This window comes from Streptomyces sp. NPDC016851 (assembly GCF_055562795.1).
In genome coordinates, this window is the sequence record NZ_JBVHEP010000047.1 from 1 (window position 1) to 23,100 (window position 23,100).

General features: G+C 70.9%; 21 protein-coding genes and 2 pseudogenes. 11 read left to right on the forward strand and 12 right to left on the reverse strand.

Going from position 1 to position 23,100, the window contains the following annotated elements; translation table 11 throughout:
* Positions 1 to 389 precede the first annotated feature (389 nt).
* From ACZ3I3_RS40645 to ACZ3I3_RS40675, 7 genes and pseudogenes are all read left to right on the forward strand, one after another.
* Positions 390 to 1,436: a BMP family lipoprotein gene (locus ACZ3I3_RS40645; protein ID WP_467372880.1), complete on the forward strand. Its 1,047-nt coding sequence runs from the start codon at positions 390 to 392 to the stop codon at positions 1,434 to 1,436.
* 211 nt (positions 1,437 to 1,647) lie between these two features.
* Positions 1,648 to 3,219, forward strand: coding sequence for an ABC transporter ATP-binding protein (locus ACZ3I3_RS40650; protein ID WP_467372882.1), 1,572 nt, complete (start codon positions 1,648 to 1,650; stop codon positions 3,217 to 3,219).
* A complete protein-coding gene (locus tag ACZ3I3_RS40655; protein WP_401466765.1) occupies positions 3,219 to 4,340 on the forward strand; it encodes an ABC transporter permease in 1,122 nt (373 codons plus the stop codon). The genes ACZ3I3_RS40650 and ACZ3I3_RS40655 overlap by 1 nt, the downstream gene beginning before the upstream one ends.
* On the forward strand, positions 4,337 to 5,602 hold the full coding sequence (locus tag ACZ3I3_RS40660) for an ABC transporter permease (protein ID WP_467372884.1): 1,266 nt from the start codon (positions 4,337 to 4,339) through the stop codon (positions 5,600 to 5,602). Before ACZ3I3_RS40655 ends, ACZ3I3_RS40660 begins: the two co-directional genes overlap by 4 nt.
* Positions 5,599 to 6,003 (forward strand): cytidine deaminase, encoded by a 405-nt coding sequence (locus ACZ3I3_RS40665; protein ID WP_467372886.1) that lies wholly within the window; start codon positions 5,599 to 5,601, stop codon positions 6,001 to 6,003. Before ACZ3I3_RS40660 ends, ACZ3I3_RS40665 begins: the two co-directional genes overlap by 4 nt.
* Before the next feature lie 86 nt (positions 6,004 to 6,089).
* Entirely contained in the window at positions 6,090 to 7,373 is a 1,284-nt protein-coding gene (locus ACZ3I3_RS40670) for a thymidine phosphorylase (protein WP_467372887.1), read from the forward strand.
* Between the two features lie 74 nt (positions 7,374 to 7,447).
* A pseudogene (locus ACZ3I3_RS40675) lies at positions 7,448 to 7,928 on the forward strand (PDDEXK family nuclease).
* 1 nt (position 7,929) lies between these two features.
* On the opposite strand, the gene ACZ3I3_RS40680 reads toward ACZ3I3_RS40675, so the two are convergent.
* Entirely contained in the window at positions 7,930 to 8,850 is a 921-nt protein-coding gene (locus tag ACZ3I3_RS40680) for an AEC family transporter (protein WP_467372889.1), read from the reverse strand.
* Positions 8,851 to 8,986: 136 nt separating this feature from the next.
* On the opposite strand from ACZ3I3_RS40680, the gene ACZ3I3_RS40685 reads away from it, so the two are divergent.
* Positions 8,987 to 9,373 (forward strand): STAS domain-containing protein, encoded by a 387-nt coding sequence (locus ACZ3I3_RS40685; protein WP_467372891.1) that lies wholly within the window; start codon positions 8,987 to 8,989, stop codon positions 9,371 to 9,373.
* Here ACZ3I3_RS40685 and ACZ3I3_RS40690 read toward each other — a convergent pair.
* The 3 genes from ACZ3I3_RS40690 to ACZ3I3_RS40700 all read right to left on the reverse strand — a co-directional run bounded on the left by ACZ3I3_RS40690 (position 9,257) and on the right by ACZ3I3_RS40700 (position 12,914).
* Positions 9,257 to 10,273 (reverse strand): sigma-70 family RNA polymerase sigma factor, encoded by a 1,017-nt coding sequence (locus ACZ3I3_RS40690; protein ID WP_467372893.1) that lies wholly within the window; start codon positions 10,271 to 10,273, stop codon positions 9,257 to 9,259. The two genes, ACZ3I3_RS40685 and ACZ3I3_RS40690, sit on opposite strands and share 117 nt — an antisense overlap.
* 119 nt (positions 10,274 to 10,392) lie before the next feature.
* The gene (dnaN, locus tag ACZ3I3_RS40695; RefSeq protein WP_467372894.1) at positions 10,393 to 11,541 is read right to left on the reverse strand and encodes a DNA polymerase III subunit beta; all 1,149 of its coding nucleotides are present in this window, start codon (positions 11,539 to 11,541) and stop codon (positions 10,393 to 10,395) included.
* A 101-nt stretch (positions 11,542 to 11,642) separates the two neighbouring features.
* Positions 11,643 to 12,914 carry an MFS transporter gene (locus ACZ3I3_RS40700; protein ID WP_467372895.1) on the reverse strand — a complete coding sequence of 424 codons (1,272 nt, stop codon included), beginning with the start codon at positions 12,912 to 12,914 and terminating at the stop codon, positions 11,643 to 11,645.
* Between the two features lie 63 nt (positions 12,915 to 12,977).
* Between ACZ3I3_RS40700 and ACZ3I3_RS40705 the strand changes: the two genes are divergently transcribed.
* Positions 12,978 to 13,940: a LysR family transcriptional regulator gene (locus tag ACZ3I3_RS40705; RefSeq protein ID WP_467372897.1), complete on the forward strand. Its 963-nt coding sequence runs from the start codon at positions 12,978 to 12,980 to the stop codon at positions 13,938 to 13,940.
* 69 nt (positions 13,941 to 14,009) lie between these two features.
* Here the strand turns inward: ACZ3I3_RS40705 and ACZ3I3_RS40710 are convergent, their stop codons facing one another.
* Complete coding sequence (locus tag ACZ3I3_RS40710) at positions 14,010 to 14,768, reverse strand: alpha/beta hydrolase (protein ID WP_467372899.1); 759 nt, start codon at positions 14,766 to 14,768, stop codon at positions 14,010 to 14,012.
* A 123-nt stretch (positions 14,769 to 14,891) separates the two neighbouring features.
* Between ACZ3I3_RS40710 and ACZ3I3_RS40715 the strand changes: the two genes are divergently transcribed.
* Together ACZ3I3_RS40715 and ACZ3I3_RS40720 are read left to right on the forward strand one after the other, a co-directional pair.
* Entirely contained in the window at positions 14,892 to 16,049 is a 1,158-nt protein-coding gene (locus tag ACZ3I3_RS40715; protein WP_467372901.1) for an adenosine deaminase, read from the forward strand.
* 139 nt (positions 16,050 to 16,188) lie between these two features.
* Complete coding sequence (locus tag ACZ3I3_RS40720) at positions 16,189 to 16,545, forward strand: ATP-binding protein (protein WP_467372903.1); 357 nt, start codon at positions 16,189 to 16,191, stop codon at positions 16,543 to 16,545.
* Between the two features lie 84 nt (positions 16,546 to 16,629).
* Here ACZ3I3_RS40720 and ACZ3I3_RS40725 read toward each other — a convergent pair whose 3' ends face one another.
* The 7 genes and pseudogenes from ACZ3I3_RS40725 to ACZ3I3_RS40755 all read right to left on the reverse strand — a co-directional run.
* A complete protein-coding gene (locus tag ACZ3I3_RS40725; protein ID WP_010048883.1) occupies positions 16,630 to 16,842 on the reverse strand; it encodes a PspC domain-containing protein in 213 nt (70 codons plus the stop codon).
* A gap of 62 nt (positions 16,843 to 16,904) precedes the next feature.
* The gene (locus ACZ3I3_RS40730) at positions 16,905 to 17,489 is read right to left on the reverse strand and encodes a VanZ family protein (RefSeq protein WP_467372905.1); all 585 of its coding nucleotides are present in this window, start codon (positions 17,487 to 17,489) and stop codon (positions 16,905 to 16,907) included.
* 153 nt (positions 17,490 to 17,642) lie between these two features.
* Positions 17,643 to 18,260, reverse strand: coding sequence for a hypothetical protein (locus tag ACZ3I3_RS40735; RefSeq protein ID WP_467372906.1), 618 nt, complete (start codon positions 18,258 to 18,260; stop codon positions 17,643 to 17,645).
* The gene (locus tag ACZ3I3_RS40740; protein WP_467372907.1) at positions 18,260 to 19,864 is read right to left on the reverse strand and encodes an ATP-binding protein; all 1,605 of its coding nucleotides are present in this window, start codon (positions 19,862 to 19,864) and stop codon (positions 18,260 to 18,262) included. Before ACZ3I3_RS40740 ends, ACZ3I3_RS40735 begins: the two co-directional genes overlap by 1 nt.
* Positions 19,861 to 20,538: a two-component system response regulator AfsQ1 gene (afsQ1, locus tag ACZ3I3_RS40745; RefSeq protein ID WP_150482700.1), complete on the reverse strand. Its 678-nt coding sequence runs from the start codon at positions 20,536 to 20,538 to the stop codon at positions 19,861 to 19,863. The genes ACZ3I3_RS40740 and afsQ1 overlap by 4 nt, the downstream gene beginning before the upstream one ends.
* A 25-nt stretch (positions 20,539 to 20,563) precedes the next feature.
* Positions 20,564 to 21,565 carry a CHAT domain-containing protein gene (locus tag ACZ3I3_RS40750; RefSeq protein ID WP_467372909.1) on the reverse strand — a complete coding sequence of 334 codons (1,002 nt, stop codon included), beginning with the start codon at positions 21,563 to 21,565 and terminating at the stop codon, positions 20,564 to 20,566.
* Positions 21,566 to 21,590: 25 nt separating this feature from the next.
* Positions 21,591 to 23,100, reverse strand: a pseudogene (locus tag ACZ3I3_RS40755) (hypothetical protein); the annotation flags it as partial.

Sequence of the window (23,100 nt, forward strand, 5' to 3'; positions counted from 1 at the left end):
GGGGTCGGGGGGGGGTGCGCCCTGCCCAGGGCCCCCCCCCCCGCGGGTCCCCAAACCCCCCCCCCCGGGGGTTTTTCCCCGGGGGGGGGGGGGCCCCCCCCGGGGGGGGGGGGGGCCCCGGGGGGCCCCCCCCCCGCTCCGCCGTTCCCGTGGAGAACCAGGAATCGGAGGCCGGGAACCGGGAACCGGATCACCCAGCGCCACCTTGCGTTCGCAGTCGGCAACGCCCCGACCAAGGCCGGGTGATGGCTTGGCCACGGGCGCATAACAAGGTGGACAGAAGGGGTTTTCAGGCAGGTCTACGCGCGTTAATCTGCGGCGAAGCCAGCGCCGAAGCTGAACCGTCCCGGCGCTATGCGGCCCCGGTAGTACGACAGGAGCACCCACACATGCGCCGGATTTCCCGGATCACGGTCGCAGGCGCAGCGACCGCCTCCCTGGCCCTCGCCCTCTCCGCCTGTGGCAGCACCTCGACCTCCGGGTCGTCGGACTCGAAGGGGAACAAGGGCCTCGCCATCGCGTACGACGTCGGCGGCAAGGGTGACCAGTCCTTCAACGACGCCGCGTACGCCGGCCTGGCGCAGGCGAAGAAGGAGTTCGGCTACCAGACGGCCGACCTGGAGCCCACCGAGGGCGAGACGGACGCCGACAAGGAGCAGCGTCTGGTCTCGCTGGCGAAGCAGGGCTACAACCCGGTCATCGGCGTCGGCTACGCGTACGCCGCGGCCGTCAAGGGTGCCGCTGAGAAGTTCCCGAAGACCACCTTCGGCATCGTCGACGACGCCACGATCAACTCCAAGAACGTCGCCGACCTCGTCTTCAGCGAGGAGCAGGCCTCGTACCTGGCCGGTGTCGCCGCCGCCAAGAGCACCAAGTCGAACGTCGTCGGCTTCGTCGGTGGTGTGGACATCCCGCTGATCCACAAGTTCCAGGCGGGCTTCCAGCAGGGCGTCAAGGACACGAACCCGAAGGTGAAGGTCCTGTCGCAGTACCTGACGCAGACGGCCGAGGAGGGTGGTTTCTCCAGCCCCGACAAGGGCAAGACGGCTGCCGAGGGCCAGATCGAGAAGAAGGCCGACGTCGTCTACGCGGCCGCCGGCCTGTCCGGTCAGGGTGTCATCGAGGCCGCCGCCGCCAAGAAGGTGTGGGCCATCGGTGTGGACTCCGACCAGTACAAGCAGGAGGCCCTCGCCAAGTACAAGGACTCCATCCTCACCTCGGCGATGAAGGACGTCGCCAAGGCGGTGTACAACCTGGCGAAGTCGGTCGAGGACGGCAAGCCCGAGACCGGTATCGTTCGTGGCGATCTGAAGACCGGCGAGGTGAGCCTGTCGGACTCCAACCCGAAGTTCGCGGACGACGCCGAGCTTCAGGAAGCCATCAAGACGGCCAAGGAGAAGATCATCAGCGGCGAGATCAAGGTCAAGAGCAGCTGACGAGCGACTGCCTCGAAGCAGGCGGTAACCCCCGGGGTTACGTCCGCTCGACGGGGTACGGGGAGGCTGCTCCTCGTACCCCGTTGGCGCGGGGCGTCGGCCCCTTTGTATGCCGTAGGGGCGCTACGCGCGTAGACGGCCCCCGTCCCCAGGAGAGTGCGCCATCAACGCGTCCAGCAGCCCTCCGGCCGGAGCGGCGGTCAACGAATCGGTGACCGCCGTCGAACTCGCCGGGATCACCAAGCGTTTCCCCGGCGTCGTGGCCAACCACGACATCCACCTCAGCGTCCGCAAGGGCACCGTGCACGCCCTCGTCGGCGAGAACGGCGCCGGCAAGTCGACGCTGATGAAGATCCTCTACGGCATGCAGAAGCCGGACGAGGGCACCATCACCGTCGACGGCGAGCACGTCACCTTCTCGTCGCCGGCCGACGCCATCGTCCGCGGCATCGGCATGGTCCACCAGCACTTCATGCTCGCCGACAACCTCACGGTCCTCGAGAACGTCGTGCTCGGCAGCGAGCAGCTGTACGGCATCGGCGCCAAGGCCCGCCGCAAGATCAAGGAGCTCTCCGAGCGCTACGGCCTCGACGTCAGGCCCGACCTCCTGGTCGAGGAGCTCGGCGTCGCCGCCCGTCAGCGCGTGGAGATCCTCAAGGTCCTCTACCGCGGCGCCCGCATCCTCATCCTGGACGAGCCGACCGCCGTGCTCGTGCCGCAGGAGGTCGACGCCCTCTTCGCCAACCTGCGCGAACTGCGCTCCGAGGGCCTGTCGGTCATCTTCATCTCGCACAAGCTCGGCGAGGTGCTCTCCGTCGCCGACGAGATCACCGTCATCCGCCGCGGCACCACCGTCGGCACGGCCGTCCCCTCCGAGACCACCCCGCGCCAGCTCGCCGAGATGATGGTCGGCAGCGAGCTGCCCACGCCCGAGACGGCCGAGTCCACGGTCACCGACCGCCCGGTCATCGCCGTCGACGGGCTCCGCCTGGCCGCACCGGGCGGCAAGGCCCTCCTCGACGACATCAGCTTCACCATCCACGCGGGCGAGGTCCTCGGCATCGCCGGTGTCGAGGGCAACGGCCAGACCGAGCTGGTCGACGCGCTCATCGGCCTCAGGTCCGCCGACTCCGGCACCATCCGGCTCGCCGACGAGGAGATCACCGCCTGGCCCACCCGCAGGCGCCGCGAGCAGGGCATCGGCTACATCCCCGAGGACCGCCACCGCCACGGCCTGCTCCTGGAGGCACCCCTCTGGGAGAACCGTATCCTCGGCCACGTCACCGAGAAGCCGCTCGCCAAGGGCGTCTGGCTGGACCCGAAGGCGGCCCAGGAGGACACCCGGCGGATCGTCACGGAGTACGACGTCCGCACCCCCGGCATCGACGTCACCGCCGCCTCCCTGTCCGGCGGCAACCAGCAGAAGCTGATCGTCGGCCGCGAGATGAGCCACAAGCCGCGCTTCCTGATCGCCGCCCACCCCACCCGGGGCGTGGACGTCGGCGCCCAGGCCGCCATCTGGGACCACATCCGCGAGGCCCGCCGCGAGGGCCTGGCCGTCCTGCTGATCTCCGCCGACCTGGACGAGCTCATCGGCCTGTCCGACACGCTGCGCGTGATCTACAACGGCAAGCTGGTCGCGGACGCCGACCCGGCCGCCATCACCCCCGAGGAGCTCGGCTCGGCCATGACCGGTGCCGCCACCGGGCACCTCGAGCATGAAGAGACCCCCGAGATCTCGAAGGGCGACGCCCCCGAGTCTCCGGAAGACGAGGCCCGCTGATGAAGAAGTTCGACAGGGAGCGCGTGCTCCTCGCGGTGGCCGGACCGGTCATCGCGCTCGCCGTGGCCTTCGCCCTGACCTCGATCGTGCTGGTCGCGTCGGGCCAGAACCCGGTCGAGCCGTACGCCCTGATGTTCGAGCAGCTCGGCTTCTCGGACATCCAGGTCCTGATCATCAACCAGGCCTCGATGTACTACATCGCGGCGCTCTCGGTGGCCATCGGCTTCCGGATGAACCTGTTCAACATCGGCGTCGACGGCCAGTACCAGCTCGGCGCGATGCTGGCCGCGATCGTCGGCGCCCACGCCGCTCTGCCGGCCGCCCTCCAGGTCCCGCTGCTGCTCCTGACCGCCGTCCTCACCGGCGCCTTCTGGGCCGGCATCGCCGGTGTCCTCAAGGTCACCCGCGGCGTCAGCGAGGTCGTCGCCACGATCATGCTCAACGCGATCGCCACCTCCGTGATCGCCTACCTGTGGCTGCCGAACGTCTTCGGTGTGAAGGTCGGCAACAACAACACCACCGGCGAGATGCACGAGTCCGGCTGGATCCCCGGCATCCCCATGGGCGCGGCCGGCGAGATCTACGGCCTGGTGCTGCTCGCCGTCCTGCTCGGCATCGGCTACTGGGTCGTCCTCAACCGCACCCGCTTCGGCTTCGACCTGCGCGCCTCCGGCGCCTCGCAGACCGCCGCCGCGGCCAGCGGTGTGGACCCCAAGCGGATGGTGCTCAGCGCCATGCTGATCTCCGGCGGTATCGCGGGCCTCGCCGGCCTGCCGATCCTGCTCGGCGACACCCACACCTACAGCCTGAACTTCCCCACGGGCATCGGCTTCCTCGGCATCGGCATCGCCCTGCTCGGCCGCAACAGCCCCGTCGGCATCGCCTTCGCCGCCCTGCTGTGGGCCTGGCTCGACAAGGCCTCGCCCGAGCTGGACTTCCACGGCTACGACAAGGAGATCGCGGTCATCATGCAGGGCCTGATCGTGCTCTCGGTCGTCGTCTCCTACGAGGCCGTCCGCGAGTGGGGCCTGCGCCGCCAGCAGCGCCGGGTCGGCGCCGAACTGGCCGCCGGTCACGTCCTCGGCAACAACAACACCACGAAGGAGGTGGCTGGCCGATGACCACCGCGACCGACCTCAACCAGCCCACGCTGCAGCCCGCGGCGCCGACCGGCCGCCGCCTGTCGCTGCCCGTCCTGCTGCTGATCATCGCCGGCGGCCTGGCGCTCACCTCGATCGTCCGCCTCATCACCGGCGCCGACGGCATCACCAACGTCAGCCAGATGTCCACCGCGCTCCAGCTCGCCGTGCCGATCGGCCTCGCCGGTCTCGGCGGTCTGTGGGCCGAGCGCGCGGGCGTGGTCAACATCGGCCTCGAGGGCATGATGATCCTCGGAACCTGGTTCGGCGCCTGGGCCGGCTTCCAGTGGGGCCCGTGGACCGGTGTCCTCGTGGGCATCGCCGGCGGCGCGATCGGCGGCCTGCTGCACGCCTTCGTGACCGTCACCTTCAACGTCAACCACATCGTCTCCGGTGTGGCCATCAACATCCTCGCCCTCGGCGCCACCCGCTACCTCGCCCCCCTCGCCTTCGAGGGCCACTCGGGCGGCTCCGCCAAGCAGTCCCCCGCGGTCGACTCCCTCGGCAGCTTCACGGTGCCGGGCCTGTCCGACGCGCTCAGGGATCTCAACAACCAGGGCTGGTTCTTCATCTCCGACATCGCCGGCCTGCTCGGCGGCCTGGTCACCAACGTCTCCTGGCTGACCCTGATCGCCGTCGCGCTGATCCCCGGCACCTGGTGGGTGCTGTGGCGCACCGCGTTCGGCCTGCGGCTGCGCTCCTGCGGCGAGAACCCGGTCGCCGCCGAGTCCCTCGGCGTCAACGTCTACAAGTACAAGTACATCGCCGTGATCATCTCCGGCGGTCTGGCCGGCCTCGGCGGTGTCTTCCTGTCGATCGTCGCCAACCCCTTCTACCTGGAGGGCCAGGTCAGCGGCCGCGGCTTCATCGGCCTCGCGGCGATGATCTTCGGCAACTGGATGCCGGGCGGACTCGCCCTCGGCGCGGGCCTGTTCGGCTACACCGACAGCCTCAACCTGCGCGGCGGCTCCGCCAACGTCCACGCCCTGCTGCTGCTCGGCGCGCTGCTGCTGGTCATCGGCGCCATCTGGCTCGTGGTCCGCAAGAAGTACGTCCCGGCCGCGGCGACCCTGATCGCCGGCGCCCTGGTGTTCACCTGGTACGCGACCACCGACGAGGTCCCGAACCAGGTCGTCTCCGCCACGCCGTACGTCATCACCCTGGTGGTCCTCGCCCTGTCCGCCCAGCGCCTGCGGATGCCGAGGGCGAACGGCATGCCGTACCGGAAGGGGCAGGGCAAGTGACCGGCGCCGGCCCGGACGTCGACTGGGAGAAGCTGCGCACGGTGGCCCGGGACGCCATGTCCCGGGCGTACGCCCCCTACTCCGGCTACCCGGTCGGCGTGGCCGCCCTGGTCGACGACGGCCGGATCATCTCCGGCTGCAACGTCGAGAACGCCTCGTACGGACTCGGCCTGTGCGCCGAGTGCGGCCTGGTCTCCGAGCTGCACAACACCGGCGGCGGCCGGCTGACGCACTTCACCTGCGTCGACCGCGACGGCGCCACGCTCGTGCCGTGCGGCCGCTGCCGCCAGCTGCTGCACGAGTTCGGCGGCCCGGACCTGCTGCTTCAGACCCCGGCGGGGATCCTGCCGCTGTCGGAGATGCTGCCCCAGGCCTTCGGCCCGGAGCACCTCACCAAGTAATCCCCGTGCGGCCCCCCTGAGTTGCTCACGCGACCGGCTCAGGGGGGCCGTACGGCTTCTGGAATCCTCGGAAGGAAGCCCAAGCCATGGCCATGGACGCCATCTCCGTCATCCGCACCAAGCGGGACCGCGGCGAACTCAGCGACGAGCAGATCGACTGGGTCATCGACGCGTACACCCGCGGGGAGGTGGCCGACGAGCAGATGTCGGCCCTCGCGATGGCCATCCTGCTCAACGGCATGAACCGCCGCGAGATCGCCCGCTGGACGGCCGCGATGATCGCCTCCGGCGAGCGCATGGACTTCTCGTCCCTCTCCCGCCCGACGGCCGACAAGCACTCCACCGGCGGCGTCGGCGACAAGATCACCCTGCCGCTGGCCCCCCTGGTCGCCGCCTGCGGTGCCGCGGTCCCGCAGCTGTCGGGCCGCGGCCTCGGCCACACGGGCGGCACGCTGGACAAGCTGGAGTCGATCCCCGGCTGGCGCGCCCTGCTCTCCAACGAGGAGATGCTGCACGTCCTGGACACCACGGGCGCGGTGATCTGCGCGGCGGGCGACGGCCTGGCCCCGGCCGACAAGAAGCTGTACGCCCTCCGGGACGTCACCGGCACGGTCGAGGCGATCCCGCTGATCGCCTCCTCGATCATGTCGAAGAAGATCGCGGAGGGCACGGGTTCGCTGGTGCTGGACGTGAAGGTCGGCACGGGCGCCTTCATGAAGACCCTGGAGGACGCCCGCGAGCTGGCCTCCACGATGGTGGGCCTCGGCACCGACCACGGCGTGAAGACGGTCGCGCTCCTCACGGACATGTCGACCCCGCTCGGCCTGACGGCCGGCAACGCGCTGGAGGTCCGCGAGTCGGTGGAGGTCCTGGCGGGCGGCGGCCCGGCGGACGTGGTCGAGCTGACGATCGCCCTGGCCCGCGAGATGCTCGACGCGGCGGGCATCAGGGACGCCGACCCGGCCAAGGCCCTGGCCGACGGCTCGGCGATGGACGTCTGGCGTCGCATGATCACGGCCCAGGGCGGCGACCCGGACGCGGCGCTTCCGGTGGCTCGCGAACAGCACGTGATCAAGGCTCCGTCCTCGGGCGTCCTCACCCGCCTCGACGCCTACGGCATCGGCGTCGCGGCCTGGCGCCTGGGCGCGGGCCGCGCCCGCAAGGAGGACCCGGTCCAGGCGGGCGCGGGCGTGGAGATGCACGCCAAGCCGGGCGACACGGTGAGCGAGGGCCAGCCCCTCCTGACCCTCCACACGGACACCCCGGAACGCTTCGAGTACGCCCTCCAGTCGATCGAGGGCTCCTACGACGTGGCCGCCCCCGGCACGGACTTCACACCGTCGCCGGTGGTGCTGGAACGTATCGCCTGAGCTGGGGTTTCGCCGTTCGGATGAACGGGACCGGTGGACCTCCGCCGGTCCCGTTCGGCGTGTTGAATGCCGCCATGACCGTGCTGGACGGCGATTACATCCTGACGGACGACGAGTGGGACGAGCTGGTCTGGATCTGGGAGCAGACGGATGCCCCCAAGGGGTGCAAGGTGGAGATCATCGAGGGGCTCGTCACCGTGACACCCCTTTGCACGAACAAGCATCACCGCATCGTCGAAAGTGTCCAGCGCCGCCTCTTCGAGGTGATCCCCAGTCACTGGAACATCTTCCAGCGGCTGGGCACGGCCGTTCCGGCGCGGCTCGGGCTGTATGTGCCCGACCTCGTCGTCGTACCGGACTTGCCGAACGAGGGCAGCGACCGCTTCGTGCCCGCTTCCGTTGCCCAGCTCGCGGTCGAGGTCACCTCGCAGGCTGTACGGGGAGCCGAAGGAAGGCGTGTACCGCCTCCTGCGCGCAGGCAAGTTCGGAGAACGCATCTCCCTGCCGGAGCCCTTCGCCCTCGAACTCGACACCGGCGAGTTCCCGGAGAAGTGAGTCACCCGAGAAGCGCCGCCACCACCACCAGAACCGGCACCGACACCACCGTCGACAACAGGATCGACTCCCTCGCCAGCACCTCGCCCACCCGATAGCTGCTCGCGTACGTGAACAGGTTCTGCGCCGCCGGAAGCGCCGACGTCACCACCACGTCGAGCAGCAAGGCCCCGTGGAGGCCGAAGACGCCCGCTGCGAGTGCCCAGGCGACCAGGGGCTGGATGACCGCCTTGAGGGTCACGGCGAGGAGGACAGGAGCCCGTTCCGCGCCGCGCAGCGGGAGCGTGCTGCCGCGCAGGGAGATGCCGAAGGCCAGCAGCACCGCCGGGACAGACATGTTGCCGATCAGGGTGAGCGGGTCCATCAAGGGCCCGGGGACGTGCAGGCCCGACGCCGACGCCGCCACACCGGCCAGGGAGCCCAGTGCTATCGGGTTGCGCAGGGGCGTGAGCAGGCGCTGCCACAGGGGCCGCTTCTCGCCGCCGCTCGCCAGGTCCAGGACCGTCAGCGCCACCGGCGTGACGCCCACCAGCTGGAACAGCAGCACCGGCGCGACCAGCGACGCGTCGCCCAGCACGTACACCGCGATCGGGATGCCCAGGTTGCCCGAGTTGACGTAGCTGGAGCACAGCGCGCCGATCGTCGTCCGGCCCACACCCCAGCCGCGCGCGGCCCCCACCGCCACGAAGACACCTGCCACCGCCGCCGTGCTCATCGCCGTGACCAGCAGCCGGTCGGAGAAGGTCACCGACAGGTCGGCCTGGGCGAGCGTCGTGAAGAGCAGGGCGGGAGACGCCACGTGGAAGGCCAGCTTCGTCAGGACCTCGCGCCCGCCGTCGCCCAGATATCCCCGGCGGCCGATCAGATAGCCGACTCCGATGACGACCGCGATGACCGCGAAGCCGCTCAGCACCCCCTGCACGGGATCCCCTCACCGGCGACACGGGCAAGGGACAGCGCGGGAGGGGCAGATGCATGGGGCATACAGCCAACCCTCCGGGGAAGGCCGTACCCAGGTCAATGTGATCCTTACGGCGCCGACAGGACGGACAGCCGCGATGAGTTACCGCCGCCCGCCCGGTCTACCGATCGTGGACGCCATGACACCCCCCGTGCTCGTGCTCCCCGGCCCCGTCGCCCGGGACGAGGTGAGCGGACTGAGCGACGACGTGAGGGCACTGCTGCACACCAGCCGTGCCCGGGTCGTGGTGTGCGACGTCGGAGGCCTCGGGCCGCCGGGGCTCGCCGCCGTCGACCTGCTCGCACGCCTCCAGCTCGCCGCCCGCAGGGCCGGGGGCCGGATCAGACTGCGCGACCCCGATCCGGCCCTACGCGCCCTGCTCGACCTGGTCGGTCTCCGCTTCGAGGTGGAGGGGCAGGTCGAAGAGCGGGAACCAGCGCTTGGTGTCGAGGAAGCAGTGGAACCCGGTGATCCGGCCGTCTGAGATCTCCAGCACCTGGACCGCCCACGGTGTGAAGCCGCCGGTCTCCGGGTCCGGCTTGTACTGGGCGAACCCCGGCAGGCCGTTGACCTGGACCGGCACCAGCCGGGAACCCGCGCAGGGCGCGCCCAGGGTGGTCATGAAGCCGGTGATGTCGCCGACGCCGGTCAGCCACAGGTCGAACGGCGGCATCGTCATCACCGCGTCCTCGTGCAGCAGGGCCGTCAGCGCCGTCATGTCGTAGCCCTCGAAGGCCGCCACGTAGCGGTCCAGGAGCTTCTGCTGGTCCGCGTCCAGCGGGTCGGAGACGGCCGCTTCGGCGCCCGGCTCCGGCCGCTCGGCCAGGGTGGCGCGGGCCCGCTGGAGGGCGCTGTTGACCGACGCCACCGACGTCCCCAGCAGCTCGGCGACCTCGCTGGCCTTCCAGGCCAGCACCTCGCGCAGGATCAGCACGGCCCGCTGCTTGGCCGGCAGCTTCTGCAGGGCGGCCATGAAGGCGAGCCGCACGGACTCCTTGCCTATCGCCACCTCCGCCGGGTCATGGGTCGTGGGCAGCACGCGGGCGTCCGGCATGGGCTCCAGCCAGGTGTTGTCCGGGCGGGGGGTGAGGGCCGCCTGGGCGAGCGGGGTGGATTCGGTCAGGTCCATGGGCCTGGCGCGCTTGTTGCCCGCGGTCAGCATGTCCAGGCACACGTTGGTCGCGATGCGGTAGAGCCAGGAGCGGAGGCTGGAGCGGCCCTCGAACTTGTCGTAGCTGCGCCAGGCACGGATCATCGTGTCCTGCACCGCGTCCTCGGCCTCGAAGGAGGAGCCGAGCATCCGGTAGCAGTACCCCGTCAGCTCCGTCCGGTGTGCCTCCAGCCTGGTGTCCAGATCTGTTGGTGTCGCCGTGCCGTTCGTCATCGTCCACCCACCCCTGTGGAAGTTCTGTCACGCGCCATCGCGTCCAGCACTTCGGAAGCTACCGCAGCGCACTGACAACGGCCCCCCGAGCGCACAAACGCGCAGGCAGGAGCAGCGCTTCAGACCAGCTGTTTCACCGACATCAGCAGATGCCGATGCTCCCCGGCCATGCCCCCGCCCCCCTCCGCGGCCCCGCCGTCCGGCACCGCGTGCAGCAGCGCCCGCTGCCCCGCCCCCAGCAGCTCCAGCCGTACGCGCGGGCTCTCGAAGGACGTCAGCGCGTCCAGCAGATAGGCCGGGTTGAAGGCCACCGGCAGCTCGTCGGCGCCGGTCAGCGTGGCCGGCAGGCGCTGGGCGGCCACGTCGTCGCCGTAGCCGGCGCGGAGCATGACGGACCCGTCGGACGAGAAGTCCAGCCGCACCGGACTGTTCGCCTCCGCCACCACCGCGACCCGCCGCACGGCCTCCGCGAGCCCCTCGCACTCGACCTCGGCGACCGCGGCCCCCGTCATGTCGAACAGCGACCTGTACGTCGGCAGCCGCCCGTCGAGGAGCCGCAGCGCCGTCCGCGTCCGCCCGCCCTCGAAGCCGATCAGCCCGCCGCCCCCGGCCGGGTCCCAGCCGATCACCACGTCCCCGCCACGGCCCAGCGACCGCGCGACGTCCAGCAGGCGCCGCGCGGGCAGCAACGCGTCCACCGCACCGTCGGCCGCCGCCCCCGGCCGCCACTCCAGCCGCCGCACGGCGTACCGGTAGCGGTCCGAGGCGGCCAGCGTCATCTCCCCGCCGTCCAGGCGCAGTTGGACGCCCGTCAGCAGCGGCAGCGTCTCGTCGCGCCCGGCCGCGACGGCGACCTGGGCGACAGCGGTCGCGAAGGCGGCGGCGTCCACCGTGCCGTACGGCGCGGGCGGCGCCGGCAGGGCCGGGTACTCGGCGAGGGGCAGCGTCGACAGGCCGAATCGCGTACCGCCCGCCTCCACCGTGAACCGCGATGCCTCCAGCGCGCAGCTCACCGGCCCGTCCGGCAGCACCCGGCAGACGTCCAGCACCCGCCGCCCCAGGACGAGCACCCGCCCGGGCTCCGCGACCTCGGCGTCGGCCTCCACCCGTACCGCCGCCTCGAAGTCGAACCCCGTCACGGCCAGCCGCCTCGCGTCCGCCTCCAGCAGCAGTCCGCCCAGCACCGGCACCGGCGTCCGCGTGGGCAGCGCCCGTACGGCCCGGCCCACTGCCTCGGCGAACGCCGTGCGGTCGATGCCGAACTCCATGAAAGATCCCCCTGGTCGAATCCGGTGGTCAGCAGACGCGGACGTTATCCGCGCCCACTGACAACCGGCCCCGACCAGGGGGAACAGTCCGTTTGCCGGCATCAGGCGGCCGTGGTCAGCCGCCGCTGCGTCCGTGCCGCCCGCGTCCCGAACACCGTGATCGTCACGACGCCCAGGACCGCCAGCAGGCCGACCCCGACCGTGCCGGCCCAGCCGCCCGCGTGGAAGGCGATCGCGCCGACCGTGCTGCCCGCGCTGGAGCCGATGTAGTAGGCCGACTGGTAGAGCGCCGAGGCCTGTGCGCGGCCGGTCGTGGCCGTCTTGCTGACCGCCGAGGAGGCCACCGCGTGGCCCGCGAAGAAGCCCGCCGTGATGAGGACCAGGCCCAGCAGGACCAGCGGCAGGGAGCCGGCCAGGGACAGCAGCAGACCCGCCGCCGTCGTACCGCCGCCCGCGTACAGCGCGCCCCGGCGGCCCAGGCGGCCCACCAGCCGTCCGGCCGTCGACGCCGACACCGTACCGACGAGGTACACCAGGAAGATCGAGCCGATGATGCCCTGCGGCAGCGAGAACGGCGCCTCGGTCAGCCGGTAGCCGATGACCGTGTACACACCGCCGAACACCGTCATGAACAGCGCGCCGATCGCGTACAGCCGGCACAGCAGCGGGTTCGACAGGTGGTCACGGACCGTCCGGGCCAGCACGCGCGGCCGCAGCGAACCGGTCCTGAAGTTCTTCGGGGCGGGGAGCAGCAGCCGGAAGGCCACCGCGCAGGCCACGGCGATCGCGCCGATCACACCGACGGCGATCCGCCAGCCCCACTCCTGGGCGACCCAGCCGGTGATGACCCGGCCGCTCATGCCGCCGACGCTGTTGCCCGCGACGAACAGTCCGATCGCGGTGACCAGCGCCTTGGGGCTGACCTCCTCGGCGAGGTACGCCGTCGCCGACGCCGGCAGCCCGGCCAGTGCCGCGCCCTGGAGCGCCCGCAGCACGACCAGGACACCCAGCGACGGGGCGAAGGGCACCAGCAGCCCGACGGTCACCGCCACGGCCAGCGAGGCCGTCATGACCGTACGCCGTCCGAAGCGCTCCGACAGGGCGCTCATCGGCAGGACGAACAGCGCCAGCCCGCCCGTCGCGGCGGCCACCGTCCAGCTCGCGTCGCTCGCCGCCACCCCGAACTCGCCGGAGATCAGCGGGAGCAGCGCCTGCGTGGAGTACAGCAGCGCGAAGGTCGCGACGCCCGCGAGGAAGAGGGCGAGGCTCATCCGGCGGTAGCCGGGCCCGCCCGGGGACATGCGTGCGTCGGCTGCAGGGACAGAGGCATCGGCGCCCACGATGGTGGACGCCCCGGTACTGGCGGGAGACATGCCTCGAAACTACGTACGCGCGCACTGATCCGTCCAATGCATGGAACCGCCATAATCGTTCCCATGGTGCATCAACACAGTTCAACGGCTCGGCTGTCACCATCCAGTGACACAGAAGACATGGCAGAGATGTCCAAGGTGCTGGCACCCCGGCTCGCGTACTTCGCCGGCGTCGCCCGCACCGAGCACGTCACCCGCGCCGCCCAGGAGATGAACGTCCCCCAGTCGACCCTCTCCCGGGCCATGGCCCGCCTGGAGCAGGACCTCGGCGTCGACCTCTTCGCCCGCCACGGCCGTACGGTCTCCCTCACCCCGGCCGGGCGCACCTTCCTCGCCTCCGTGGAGCGGGCCCTGGCCGAGGTCGAGCGCGCCGCCGAGGAGGTGCGGGCCGACGCCGACCCCGCCACCGGCAAGGTCGCCTTCGGCTTCCTGCACACCATGGGCGCCGAGACGGTCCCGGGCCTCCTCCAGGCCTTCCGCGCCGACCATCCGCGCGTCCGCTTCAGCCTCGTCCAGAACTACGGCGAGGCCATGCTCGAACGCCTCCGCGCCGGCGAACTGGACCTGTGCCTGACGTCCCCCGTCCCCGACGCCCCCGACCTGGTCGCCCGCCGCCTCGACGAACAGAAGCTCCGCCTGGTCGTCCCCGCGGACCACTCCCTCGCGGGCCGCCGCCGCATCCGCCTCGCGGAGGCCGCGGACGAAATGTTCGTCACCCTGGAGCCCGGCTACGGCCTCCGCCGCATCACCGACGACCTCTGCCAGGAGGCCGGCTTCAAGCCCCGCATCGCCTTCGAGGGCGAGGAGGCCGAAACCCTGAGGGGCCTGGTGGCAGCGGGCCTGGGGGTGGCCCTCCTGCCCCCACCAGCAGTCCCACGCCCCGGCGTGGTCGAACTGACGGTCACGGCCCCCCGAGCGGCCCGCGAAATCGGCGTGGCCTGGCTGGAAGGCCACCCGGACACACCCCCGGTAGCAGCCTTCAAAAAATTCCTGCTCTCAAGAAGGGGCAGTTTGTTGCCGACCTAGGGGCGCGGGGAACTGCGCGAACAACCACGGCGAAGCCGCACCCCGAAAACCACAGCCACCCAAACGGCGCTACCGCCGAGAAGGACTGAACCCCGCAGCCAACGGCATCCGCAACCCCAACGGCGGCGGCGCGGCCAGCGCATCCCGCACGGGCCGCGACACAGCCCGCCCGAACAACGCCCCCATCACGAAGTCCTCGGCCAACGCCAGCACTTCGTCCCGGTACTGATGCAACCCGTGCCCGTCCGTGTGCACTTCGAACCGGCACACATCCCGGTTGGCCTTCTTCGCCCGCGCCGCCAGCCGGAACGACAACTCGGGATCCGTCCGCCCGTCGTTCGTGCCGTGCACGATCAGCACCTGCCGCCCCACCAGCTGCTTCACCGGTTCGGGTGTCCCGGCCACATCCTCCTCCGGCAGCCAAGGGGCGAGCGCCAGTACGGAGTTGACGGCCTCGTGGCCGGCCGCCCGCAGCCCGGCCCGGCCGCCCATGCCGATGCCGGCGAGGCAGACGGGGACGTCTCCGTAACGCCGTACGACCTCGTCGGCCGCCCAGTCCGCATCGGCCGCGAGGTTGGCCTGGCTGCCGTTCCAGCCCCGGTACCGGTAGTGCACGACGTGCGCGGCGAGCCCCTCCTCCCGGCCCGCACGGGCCAGCCGGCGCCCCAGGGCGCGGACGGAGGCGGTCGCCAGCAGGGGCGACGGCCTGCGGCTGGAGACCTCGTCACCGCCGGGGAGCAGCAGCACCACGCCGCTCACCGCCTTCGGCTCCGGCCCGAGTGTCCTTCCCAGCCGGGCCCTGCGCGCCGGCGTCGCTTGGTGTGCCATGACAGAACAGTGTCAGAAGGGCGGGTGTACTCGACCCGTCCTGGGGATCACCGTTACGTATCGACGAAAACGTAAAGCAGCCGAGGACGCGCCATCTACGCGCGTAGGAGTTAGAGTGCGGAAATGACGAGCCAGACCATCGCGAACACCCCGACACCGGACCAGATCCACCGGGCGCCCAAGGTTCTGCTGCACGACCACCTCGACGGCGGGCTGCGCCCCGCCACGATCGTCGAGCTCGCCCGCGCGACCGGCTACACCCAGCTTCCCGAGACCGACCCGGAGAAACTCGGCGTCTGGTTCCGCGAGGCCGCCGACTCCGGTTCCCTGGAACGGTACTTGGAGACCTTCTCCCACACCGTCGGCGTCATGCAGACCCGCGACGCCCTGGTGCGGGTCGCCGCCGAGTGCGCCGAGGACCTCGCCGAGGACGGCGTCGTCTACGCCGAGGTGCGCTACGCCCCCGAGCAGCACCTCGAAGGCGGTCTGAGCCTCGAAGAGGTCGTCGAGGCCGTCAACGAGGGCTTCCGCGAGGGGGAGCGCCGCGCCCGGGAGAGGGGCCTGCGCATCCGCGTCGGCGCCCTGCTCACCGCCATGCGGCACGCGGCCCGCGCCCTGGAGATCGCCGAACTCGCCAACCGCTACCGGGACCTGGGCGTCGTCGGCTTCGACATCGCGGGCGCCGAGGCCGGCTACCCGCCCACCCGGCACCTGGACGCCTTCGAGTACCTCAAGCGCGAGAACAACCACTTCACCATCCACGCCGGCGAGGCCTTCGGACTGCCGTCCATCTGGCAGGCCCTCCAGTGGTGCGGCGCCGACCGGCTCGGGCACGGGGTGCGGATCATCGACGACATCCAGGTCCACGAGGACGGCAGCGTCGAACTCGGGCGGCTCGCCTCGTACGTCCGGGACAAGCGCATCCCGCTGGAGCTGTGCCCGAGCTCCAACCTGCAGACCGGGGCGGCGGCCTCCTACGCCGAGCACCCCATCGGGCTGCTGCGCCGACTGCATTTCCGTGCCACGGTCAACACGGACAATCGTCTTATGTCGCACACCAGCATGAGCCGGGAATTCGAGCACCTTGTCGAGGCGTTCGGTTACACACTCGACGACATGCAGTGGTTCTCCGTCAATGCGATGAAATCAGCGTTCATTCCTTTCGATGAACGACTGGCCATGATCAATGACGTGATCAAGCCCGGATATGCCGAGCTGAAATCCGAATGGCTGTTCCGGCAGACCGCGTCTACCAGCGGTTCTTCGCCTTCGGAGGACTGATCCGAGAGTCATCGGCACACAGGGAATGCGGGCGGTGTTCACAATCCGTCCGCATTTCGATGTTTGCGGCGGATGGCGCCGCGTGATTACGGTCGCTGGACCGCTCACACCCCGTCATCCCATTATGAGGACGCATTTCATGAAGCAGTCTGCTGCCAAGTCCCTCGGTGTCGCCGCCCTCGGCGCCGCCTTCGCCGCCGCCGGTGCGGGCGCCGCCAACGCCGCCGCCCCGGCCCTCCCGGACACCGCTCAGACGCTGGAGACCGTCACCCAGGCGCTCCCGGCGGAGCAGCTCTCCCAGACGCTGCCGGGCTCGGGCGAGGCGCTGGGTCAGGGGCAGACGGCGGCCGGTGCCGGTCTCGCCGCCGCCCAGCCGGTCGCCGAGCAGCTGCTCGCCGAGGGCCCGACCGGCCCGGCCGCCAAGCTGCTCGGCGGTCTGCCGGTGCAGGGCCTGCCCACGCACGGCCTCCCGGTGAACGGCGTTCCGGTCGGCTGACCCTCCCGCCCAGGCGGACACACGTCGATGGGGCGCACCCCGGGTCCGGGGGTGCGCCCCATCGGTGTTCCGTCGAACCGTGCGTCACCAGGCCGTCTGTGCCTTGTTCTGCACCTTGCTCTCCGAGGGCAGCAGGATCCACAGCGCGATGTACAGCAGGAACTGCGGGCCGGGCAGCAGGCACGACACGAGGAAGATCACCCGCATCGTCGTCGTGGAGGTGCCGAAGCGCCGCGCCAGCGCGGCGCACACTCCGCCGATCATGCGGCCGTGGGTGGGGCGGGCGAGGCGTGACATGTGCGGCTCCTTCGTGAGGTGTCGTGAGGCCTCTTCTCCGAGTACCCCATCTGCACTCCACGCTACGGAGACGAAGGGGGCAAAGCGTCGCTCCACGGGGCGATCCCGACCCTGGGAATCGTCGGGGTCCGACCCTGAGCCGGCTCCTCCGGGGGGAGGGGCGTACGGGGTGGGCCCGCGGTGGTGCGGCGGCGCAGCCAGGAGCGGCCGGCGGGGACGAGCGCGAGATGCGCGAGGGCCACGCCCGCGGTGTTCAGGAACAGCGAGTCGACGTCGACGACCTGGCCGGGAACGCCGGTCTGCAGCAGCTCGATGCCCAGCGACAGCAGGGCACCGGCCGTGACGGTGTTCAGCAGGGACGCCAGCGGCGAGACCAGCAGTCTGCCGCTCGCCATCGGCAGCAGCACGCCCAGCGGGGCGAGCAGCGCCAGCCCCTCGCAGATCCGCCGGGCCGCCTCGGGCCAGCCCAGGGCGAGATCGGCCTGGATGCCGTGGAACGGCCGCAGATTGGCCGGCATCACCCAGGGCACGTCCAGCGGCCGCAGCGTGAGCCAGGCGACGAACGCGAGATGTGCGACGAGGAGGACACCTCCTGTCACACGGATGCGGAACGCGGCGCTGCCGCCGATGGAGCCTTGACGCTGCACGCCACCCAAGACGCGGCCTCCGGCAGGATCGGTTCCGGGATGGGCCCCGTCAGGCCTGTGAGGCATACGCCACAGCCGGGCGGACGGACGCGGGCGGACGGGCAGGGCGACCGGCGGGCGGACGGCCGCGGCGCCGCCCAGGACCCGGCCCGCTCACTCCCCGGCCACGTCCTTGGAGGGCGGTTCCTTGCTGCCCGGCCGGGCCCGCACCTCGTCCGTGCACTCGTAGCGGCGCGGGGGACCGGCACCGGGGCCGCCCAGGACCACGGAGCCGTTGCCCTCGGCGGCCGCCGAGTCGGAGAAGGTGCAGACGATCTGGGCGAGGGCGTACGAGGTGAGACTGTCCGGCGCCAGGCTGAGCCGCAGGGTGTCCTCCGGGTCACCGGGCCGGGGCCCGCTCACGGTGATGCCGCCGCGTACGTCCGTGCTGTAGCCGGCCTCCTTCTCGGCGGGCGACGGCTGCGCCGCCAGCTGGTCCAGCAGGCCCTGCGCCACCAGCATCCGCCGCTCGGAGTCGGCCGCGCCGTCCGGGACCCGTACGGTCCGGTCGACGGTCACCAGCGACGACCCGCACAGCAGGAACACCTGCACCGGCAGTCCCCGCGCGGCCTGCGTCGACACGTCGGGCTCGGCGAGCGAACAGCGCACCCGCGAGGGCGCGGGACCGAAGTTCGTCGGCACCTCCGTGGCCCGGATCCCGCAGCCGGCGAGCAGCAGGGCGAGCACCGACACGGCACCGATCCGGGCCCTGGACCCGAGACGTGTGGTCATCAGGCGTCCCCCTTCGAGTCCTCGCCCTGGTCCTGGCCGGTGTCGTCCCCGTGCTTGCGCTCGCCCTCGGCGGGCTGTTCCCCCGGCGCGTACGTGTGCCGCGGGAGCCGCAGGGTGAACACCGCGCCCGAGTCGGGCGAGTTGGCCGCGGTGATCTCGCCGCCGTGGATGTGGGCGTTCTCCTGGGCGATGGACAGGCCCAGGCCGCTGCCCTCGGAGCGCGGCCGGGACGCGCTGGCCTTGTAGAAACGGTCGAAGACGTGCGGCAGGACGTCCTCGGGGATGCCGGGCCCGTGGTCCTGCACCTCGATGACGAGCGAGTCGTCCTCCACCCGGACGGACACCCGCACCGGGGAGCCGCCGTGCTTGAGCGCGTTGCCGATCAGGTTGGCCAGGATGACGTCCAGGCGGCGCGGGTCCAGGCGGGCGTGGATGCCGCGCTCGGCGTCCAGCTCGACCGCGTCCAGCCAGGCGCGGGCGTCGATGCACGCGGTGATCTGGTCGGCGATGTCGACGTCGTCCAGGACGAGCCGGGCCGTGCCCGCGTCGAAGCGGGTGACCTCCATCAGGTTCTCGACGAGGTCGTTCAGCCGCCGGGTCTCGCTGACCACCAGCCGGACGGCGGGCTCGATCATCGGGTCCATGCTCCCGGTCTCCGCCTCCAGCTCCTCCTCCAGCACTTCCGTCACGGCGGTGATGGCGGTGAGCGGCGTCCGCAGCTCATGGCTCATGTCGGCCACGAACCGCCGGGACGCCTCGTCCCGCGCGGCCATGTCGGCGACCCGCTTCTCCAGCGCCTCGGCCGCCTTGTTGAACGTCCGTGACAGGTCGGCGAGTTCGTCGGTCCCGGACACCCTGAGCCGGGTGTCCAGCTTGCCCTCCCCGAGCCGCCGCGCGGCCGTCCCGAGCCGCTGCACCGGCTTCAGCACGGTCGTCGCCGCGGCCTGCGCGAGCAGCGCCGAGCCGATCAGCGCGAGCCCCGTCGCGATCCCCAGCGACCAGGCCAGCGAGTTGAGGTCCTTCGCCTCCGGCTCCAGCGACTTCAGCATGTAGCCGGTCGGACCGCCGCCGATCACCCGCGTCCCGGCCACGAGATACGGCGTGTCGTGGTCGACGACCCGCTGCCAGTACAGGTGGTACGGGTGCTTCTCGTCCCCGTCGACCTTCTGCGCCTTGTTCACCGCCGTACGCAGCGAGACCGGCACGTCCCGCAGCGAGAAGCCGCTCAGCCCGCCGGAGCTGCCGTAGACGGTCCTGCCGTCGGCGTCCGTCGCGACCAGCAGCACGCTGAAGCGCTGGTCGCTGCCCGCCATCTGGCCCGCGGTGTGCTGGAGCTCGTCCTGTGTGGGCCGATCGGGCAGCGCGCCGGCCCGGTTCTGCATCTCCTGCTCGAAGTCGCGCAGCACGGCGTCCTGGGCGCGGGTGAGCACGGCCTCGCGGTTGAGCCAGTACGCGATGCCGGACGCGGACACGGCGGCCGTCAGCGCCACCAGACCGAAGACGACGACCAGCCTCAGCCGCAGACTGGTGAAGCGCAGCCGCGACAGAACTCCCTTGCGCGCCGCGGTCCAGCCGCGGGTCCCCCCCTGGTTCCCCTGTGTCACTGAGGCGGATCCAGCCGGTAGCCGACACCCCGCACGGTACGGATCAGCGTCGGGGACGAGGGCACGTCCTCGACCTTGGCGCGCAGCCGCTGGACACACGCGTCCACGAGCCGCGAGTCGCCCAGGTAGTCGTGTTCCCACACCAGCCGCAGCAACTGCTGCCGCGACAGCGCCTGCCCCGGCCGCCGGCTCAGCTCCAGCAGCAGCCGCAGCTCGGTCGGCGTGAGCTGGAGGTCCTCGCCGTTCTTCGTCACCGTCATCGCCGAGCGGTCGATGACGAGGCTGCCGAAGCTCGCCGCGTCATTCGACTCCCGCTCGCCGCGCCGCAGCACGGCCCGGATCCGGGCGTCCAGCACCCGCCCCTGCACCGGTTTGACGACGTAGTCGTCGGCGCCGGACTCCAGCCCGACGACCACGTCGATGTCGTCGTTGCGCGCGGTCAGCAGGATGATCGGCAACTGGTCCGTGCGCCGGATACGCCGGCACACCTCGAACCCGTCGATGCCGGGCAGCATCACATCCAGCACGATCAGATCCGGCCGCTGCTCGCGCAACAGCTTCAGACCGTCCTCACCACTGGCAGCGGTCGCCACCCGGTGACCCTGGCGCGTCAGTGAGAGCTCCAGGGCCGTCCGGATGGCGTCGTCGTCCTCGATCAGCAACAGGGAAGGCACGGGCACATTCTGGCCTATGGAGGGGTCACGGTTCGACCCGTACGGGTAGCGGACCCGGGACGGGGGGTCCATGGACGGCTTCTCGCCCTCGGAATACGCGGGCAACCTGGTCGCCGTGGAGCTCCGGCGCCGCCGTGGGGGGACGCCGCCCCATGGCCGCCTGGGCGTCCCGGCAGCTGGTCGCGACGGAGTCACCGGAGGCGAGCGAGCGGTAGAGCTGCTGGGCGAAAGGCAAGGCCTGGACGTCCACGATGGGGCACGGCCAGCTGATCACGGATGTGACGGCGCCGGACAGCTCCTCGCCCATCGCGTAGGAGTCGCAGAAGCTGAGGACGGCGAGACGCGGGGGCGTGCGGGCCCGGGCGATCTGGTCGCAGAGCGCCTTGTGCGACGTGGGAAGGTCATGGCCGTCCTGGGTGAGGTGTACGTCGGTGAAGGAGCTGTGTGCGGCGAGGTGGACGACGGCCGGGTGATGACGGTCCAGGATCCCGCGGATCTCTCCCAGGGCTACGGCCCCCTTCTCGACCAGATCGATGTAGCTCCCGGCGAGGGCCTGGCGGATGCAGGCGGCCTCGGTCGTGAAGTCGTTGCGGCCGGCGTGGGCGTTGCCGGAGAGGAAGAGGACACGGCGAGCGGATGTGGCGGCGGTGGAGGGTGAGACGCTGTACGACATAGGCGAGACGGAACTGTTCTGCTCGCTCTGCTGGCTCAGGTTGAGGGATTGGTTCTCATCCTGATGTTGTGCGAGGAAAAGGCCCGAGGTCGGTGCCGGAACGCTCGGCAGCCATGGAGTGAGGTGGTTCCCCGGCGCCGGAGGAGGGGGTTTGTGGGCGATCTCCCGTTGACGGTGGGCCAGCTCGCTCTCGTCGATCCCCAGGGCCCGGACGATGACCGCCTGGGCGACTCCCGAGGCACGCAGTCGCGCCGACGCGCTCAGGGCCATGTCCAGGGTGTCCTGCGCGTCGCGGTACCCGGAGGCGTTGTGAAAGGCGAGGCCGATGGCGCTGAGGAACGACAACTCCTTCACGGTGAGTGGTCTCGACGGCTCCTCATCACTCGGCGTCGGGGGCACTCTGGTCTGCGGGGGCGGTCGAGGGCGCAGCGGCCAGGGCGTCGGCGAGCCCGGTGAGAACGGCTGCGTGTTCGGGCCTGCGACGCGCCAGCCGGCGCAGACGGGCGACGCCGGCGACGCGCTGGACGTCGGATCCCTGCGCGGCGGCTTCTGCCATCAGACGGGCGGGGCCCGGCGCGTCTGGGCCGGCGTCGGCTGGCCTGAGGAAGAGAGCTGAGTGGACCGCGTTCAGGTACGGCGCGACGAACGAGATCCGCTGGATGTTCGGCACGGCGAGGAACAGCGGGAGCAATGCGTCCATGTCCCCCTGGTCCAGCAGGTCCATCGCGGTGTCGACTGCCGCCAGCGGGTCCGTGATGGCGTCGTACACGTCATGCAGGGGGAGACGGTCGGCGAGTTGCAGGATGCCGAGGTGCTGCAATGACGTGCTGTCGTCCATGTCGGAGCCGAGCAGCTTCCTCACCTCGGGGTCGGTGCACAGGCGTTCTCCGTGCTCCAAGAGAAATGCCAGGTCATCGTTCCAAGTAGGGGTGTTCAACCAGCGGTTGACGAGATCCTTCCGCTCCCGGGCTGTTCGGATGTCCTTCAGCATCTCCTCCAGACCGCGCTCCTGGCTGGCATCGAGCATGCGGATGAGCAGTCTGAGCCGGATGGATTCCGGATAGAGGTCTTGGAGGACGCGCAGACCTGCCTGGCCTTCGTCGCTGCGGAGGATCGGGTACGCCTCGCGGAGCAGGGTCTCCTGATCGTTCCAGTCGTCCTCGGCCAGCCACTTGGCGAAGAAGTCCTCGACCTCGGGTGCCGGCGTTGCTGTGGCCCAGGGCGGCAACTCGTGACGCTTCCTGTCCAGGGCGGGGCCTGCTGTGGTGTCGTCGGCCAGATCCGAGAAGCAGGCGCGGGTGACACGTCGAGCTCGTCCTGCCCACTCCGGTTTCTCTTCCTCTTCGGCTCGAAGAGCGGCGAGAAGCAGGTCGTCGACTGCTCCTTCGGGATCGCCGACCTTGAGTCGCCAGTTAGCGCGGATGGTGAGCAACTCGGCGTGCGCGCCTGCGGCCAGTCCTGTCAGGTGCTTGTCGGAAGCGCGGATGGCGGCATCCAGGTCCGTGCTTTTCCGATGCAGGTCGGTGAGGTTGTTGAGGGCCATGGCGAGGTTGGGGAGGTGTGCGGCGGGGTTGGCGTCGACCAGGGTTCGTCGGATGGTGACGGCTTCGGTGGCGTTGGTGAGGGCGGCTTGGCGGTCTCCGGTCTTGCTTTGCTGGTTGGCGAGGTTGTTGAGGGCAATGGCGAGGTCGGGGAGGAAGGCCGCGGGGTTGGCTTCGGTCAGGGTTCGGTAGTGGTGGACGGCTTCGGTGGCGTTGGTGAGGGCGGCTTGGCGGTCTCCGGTCTGGCTTTGATGGTTGGCGAGGTTGTTGAGGGCAATGGCGAGGTCGGGGAGGAAGGCCGCGGGGTTGGCTTCGGTCAGGGTTCGGTAGTGGTGGACGGCTTCGGTG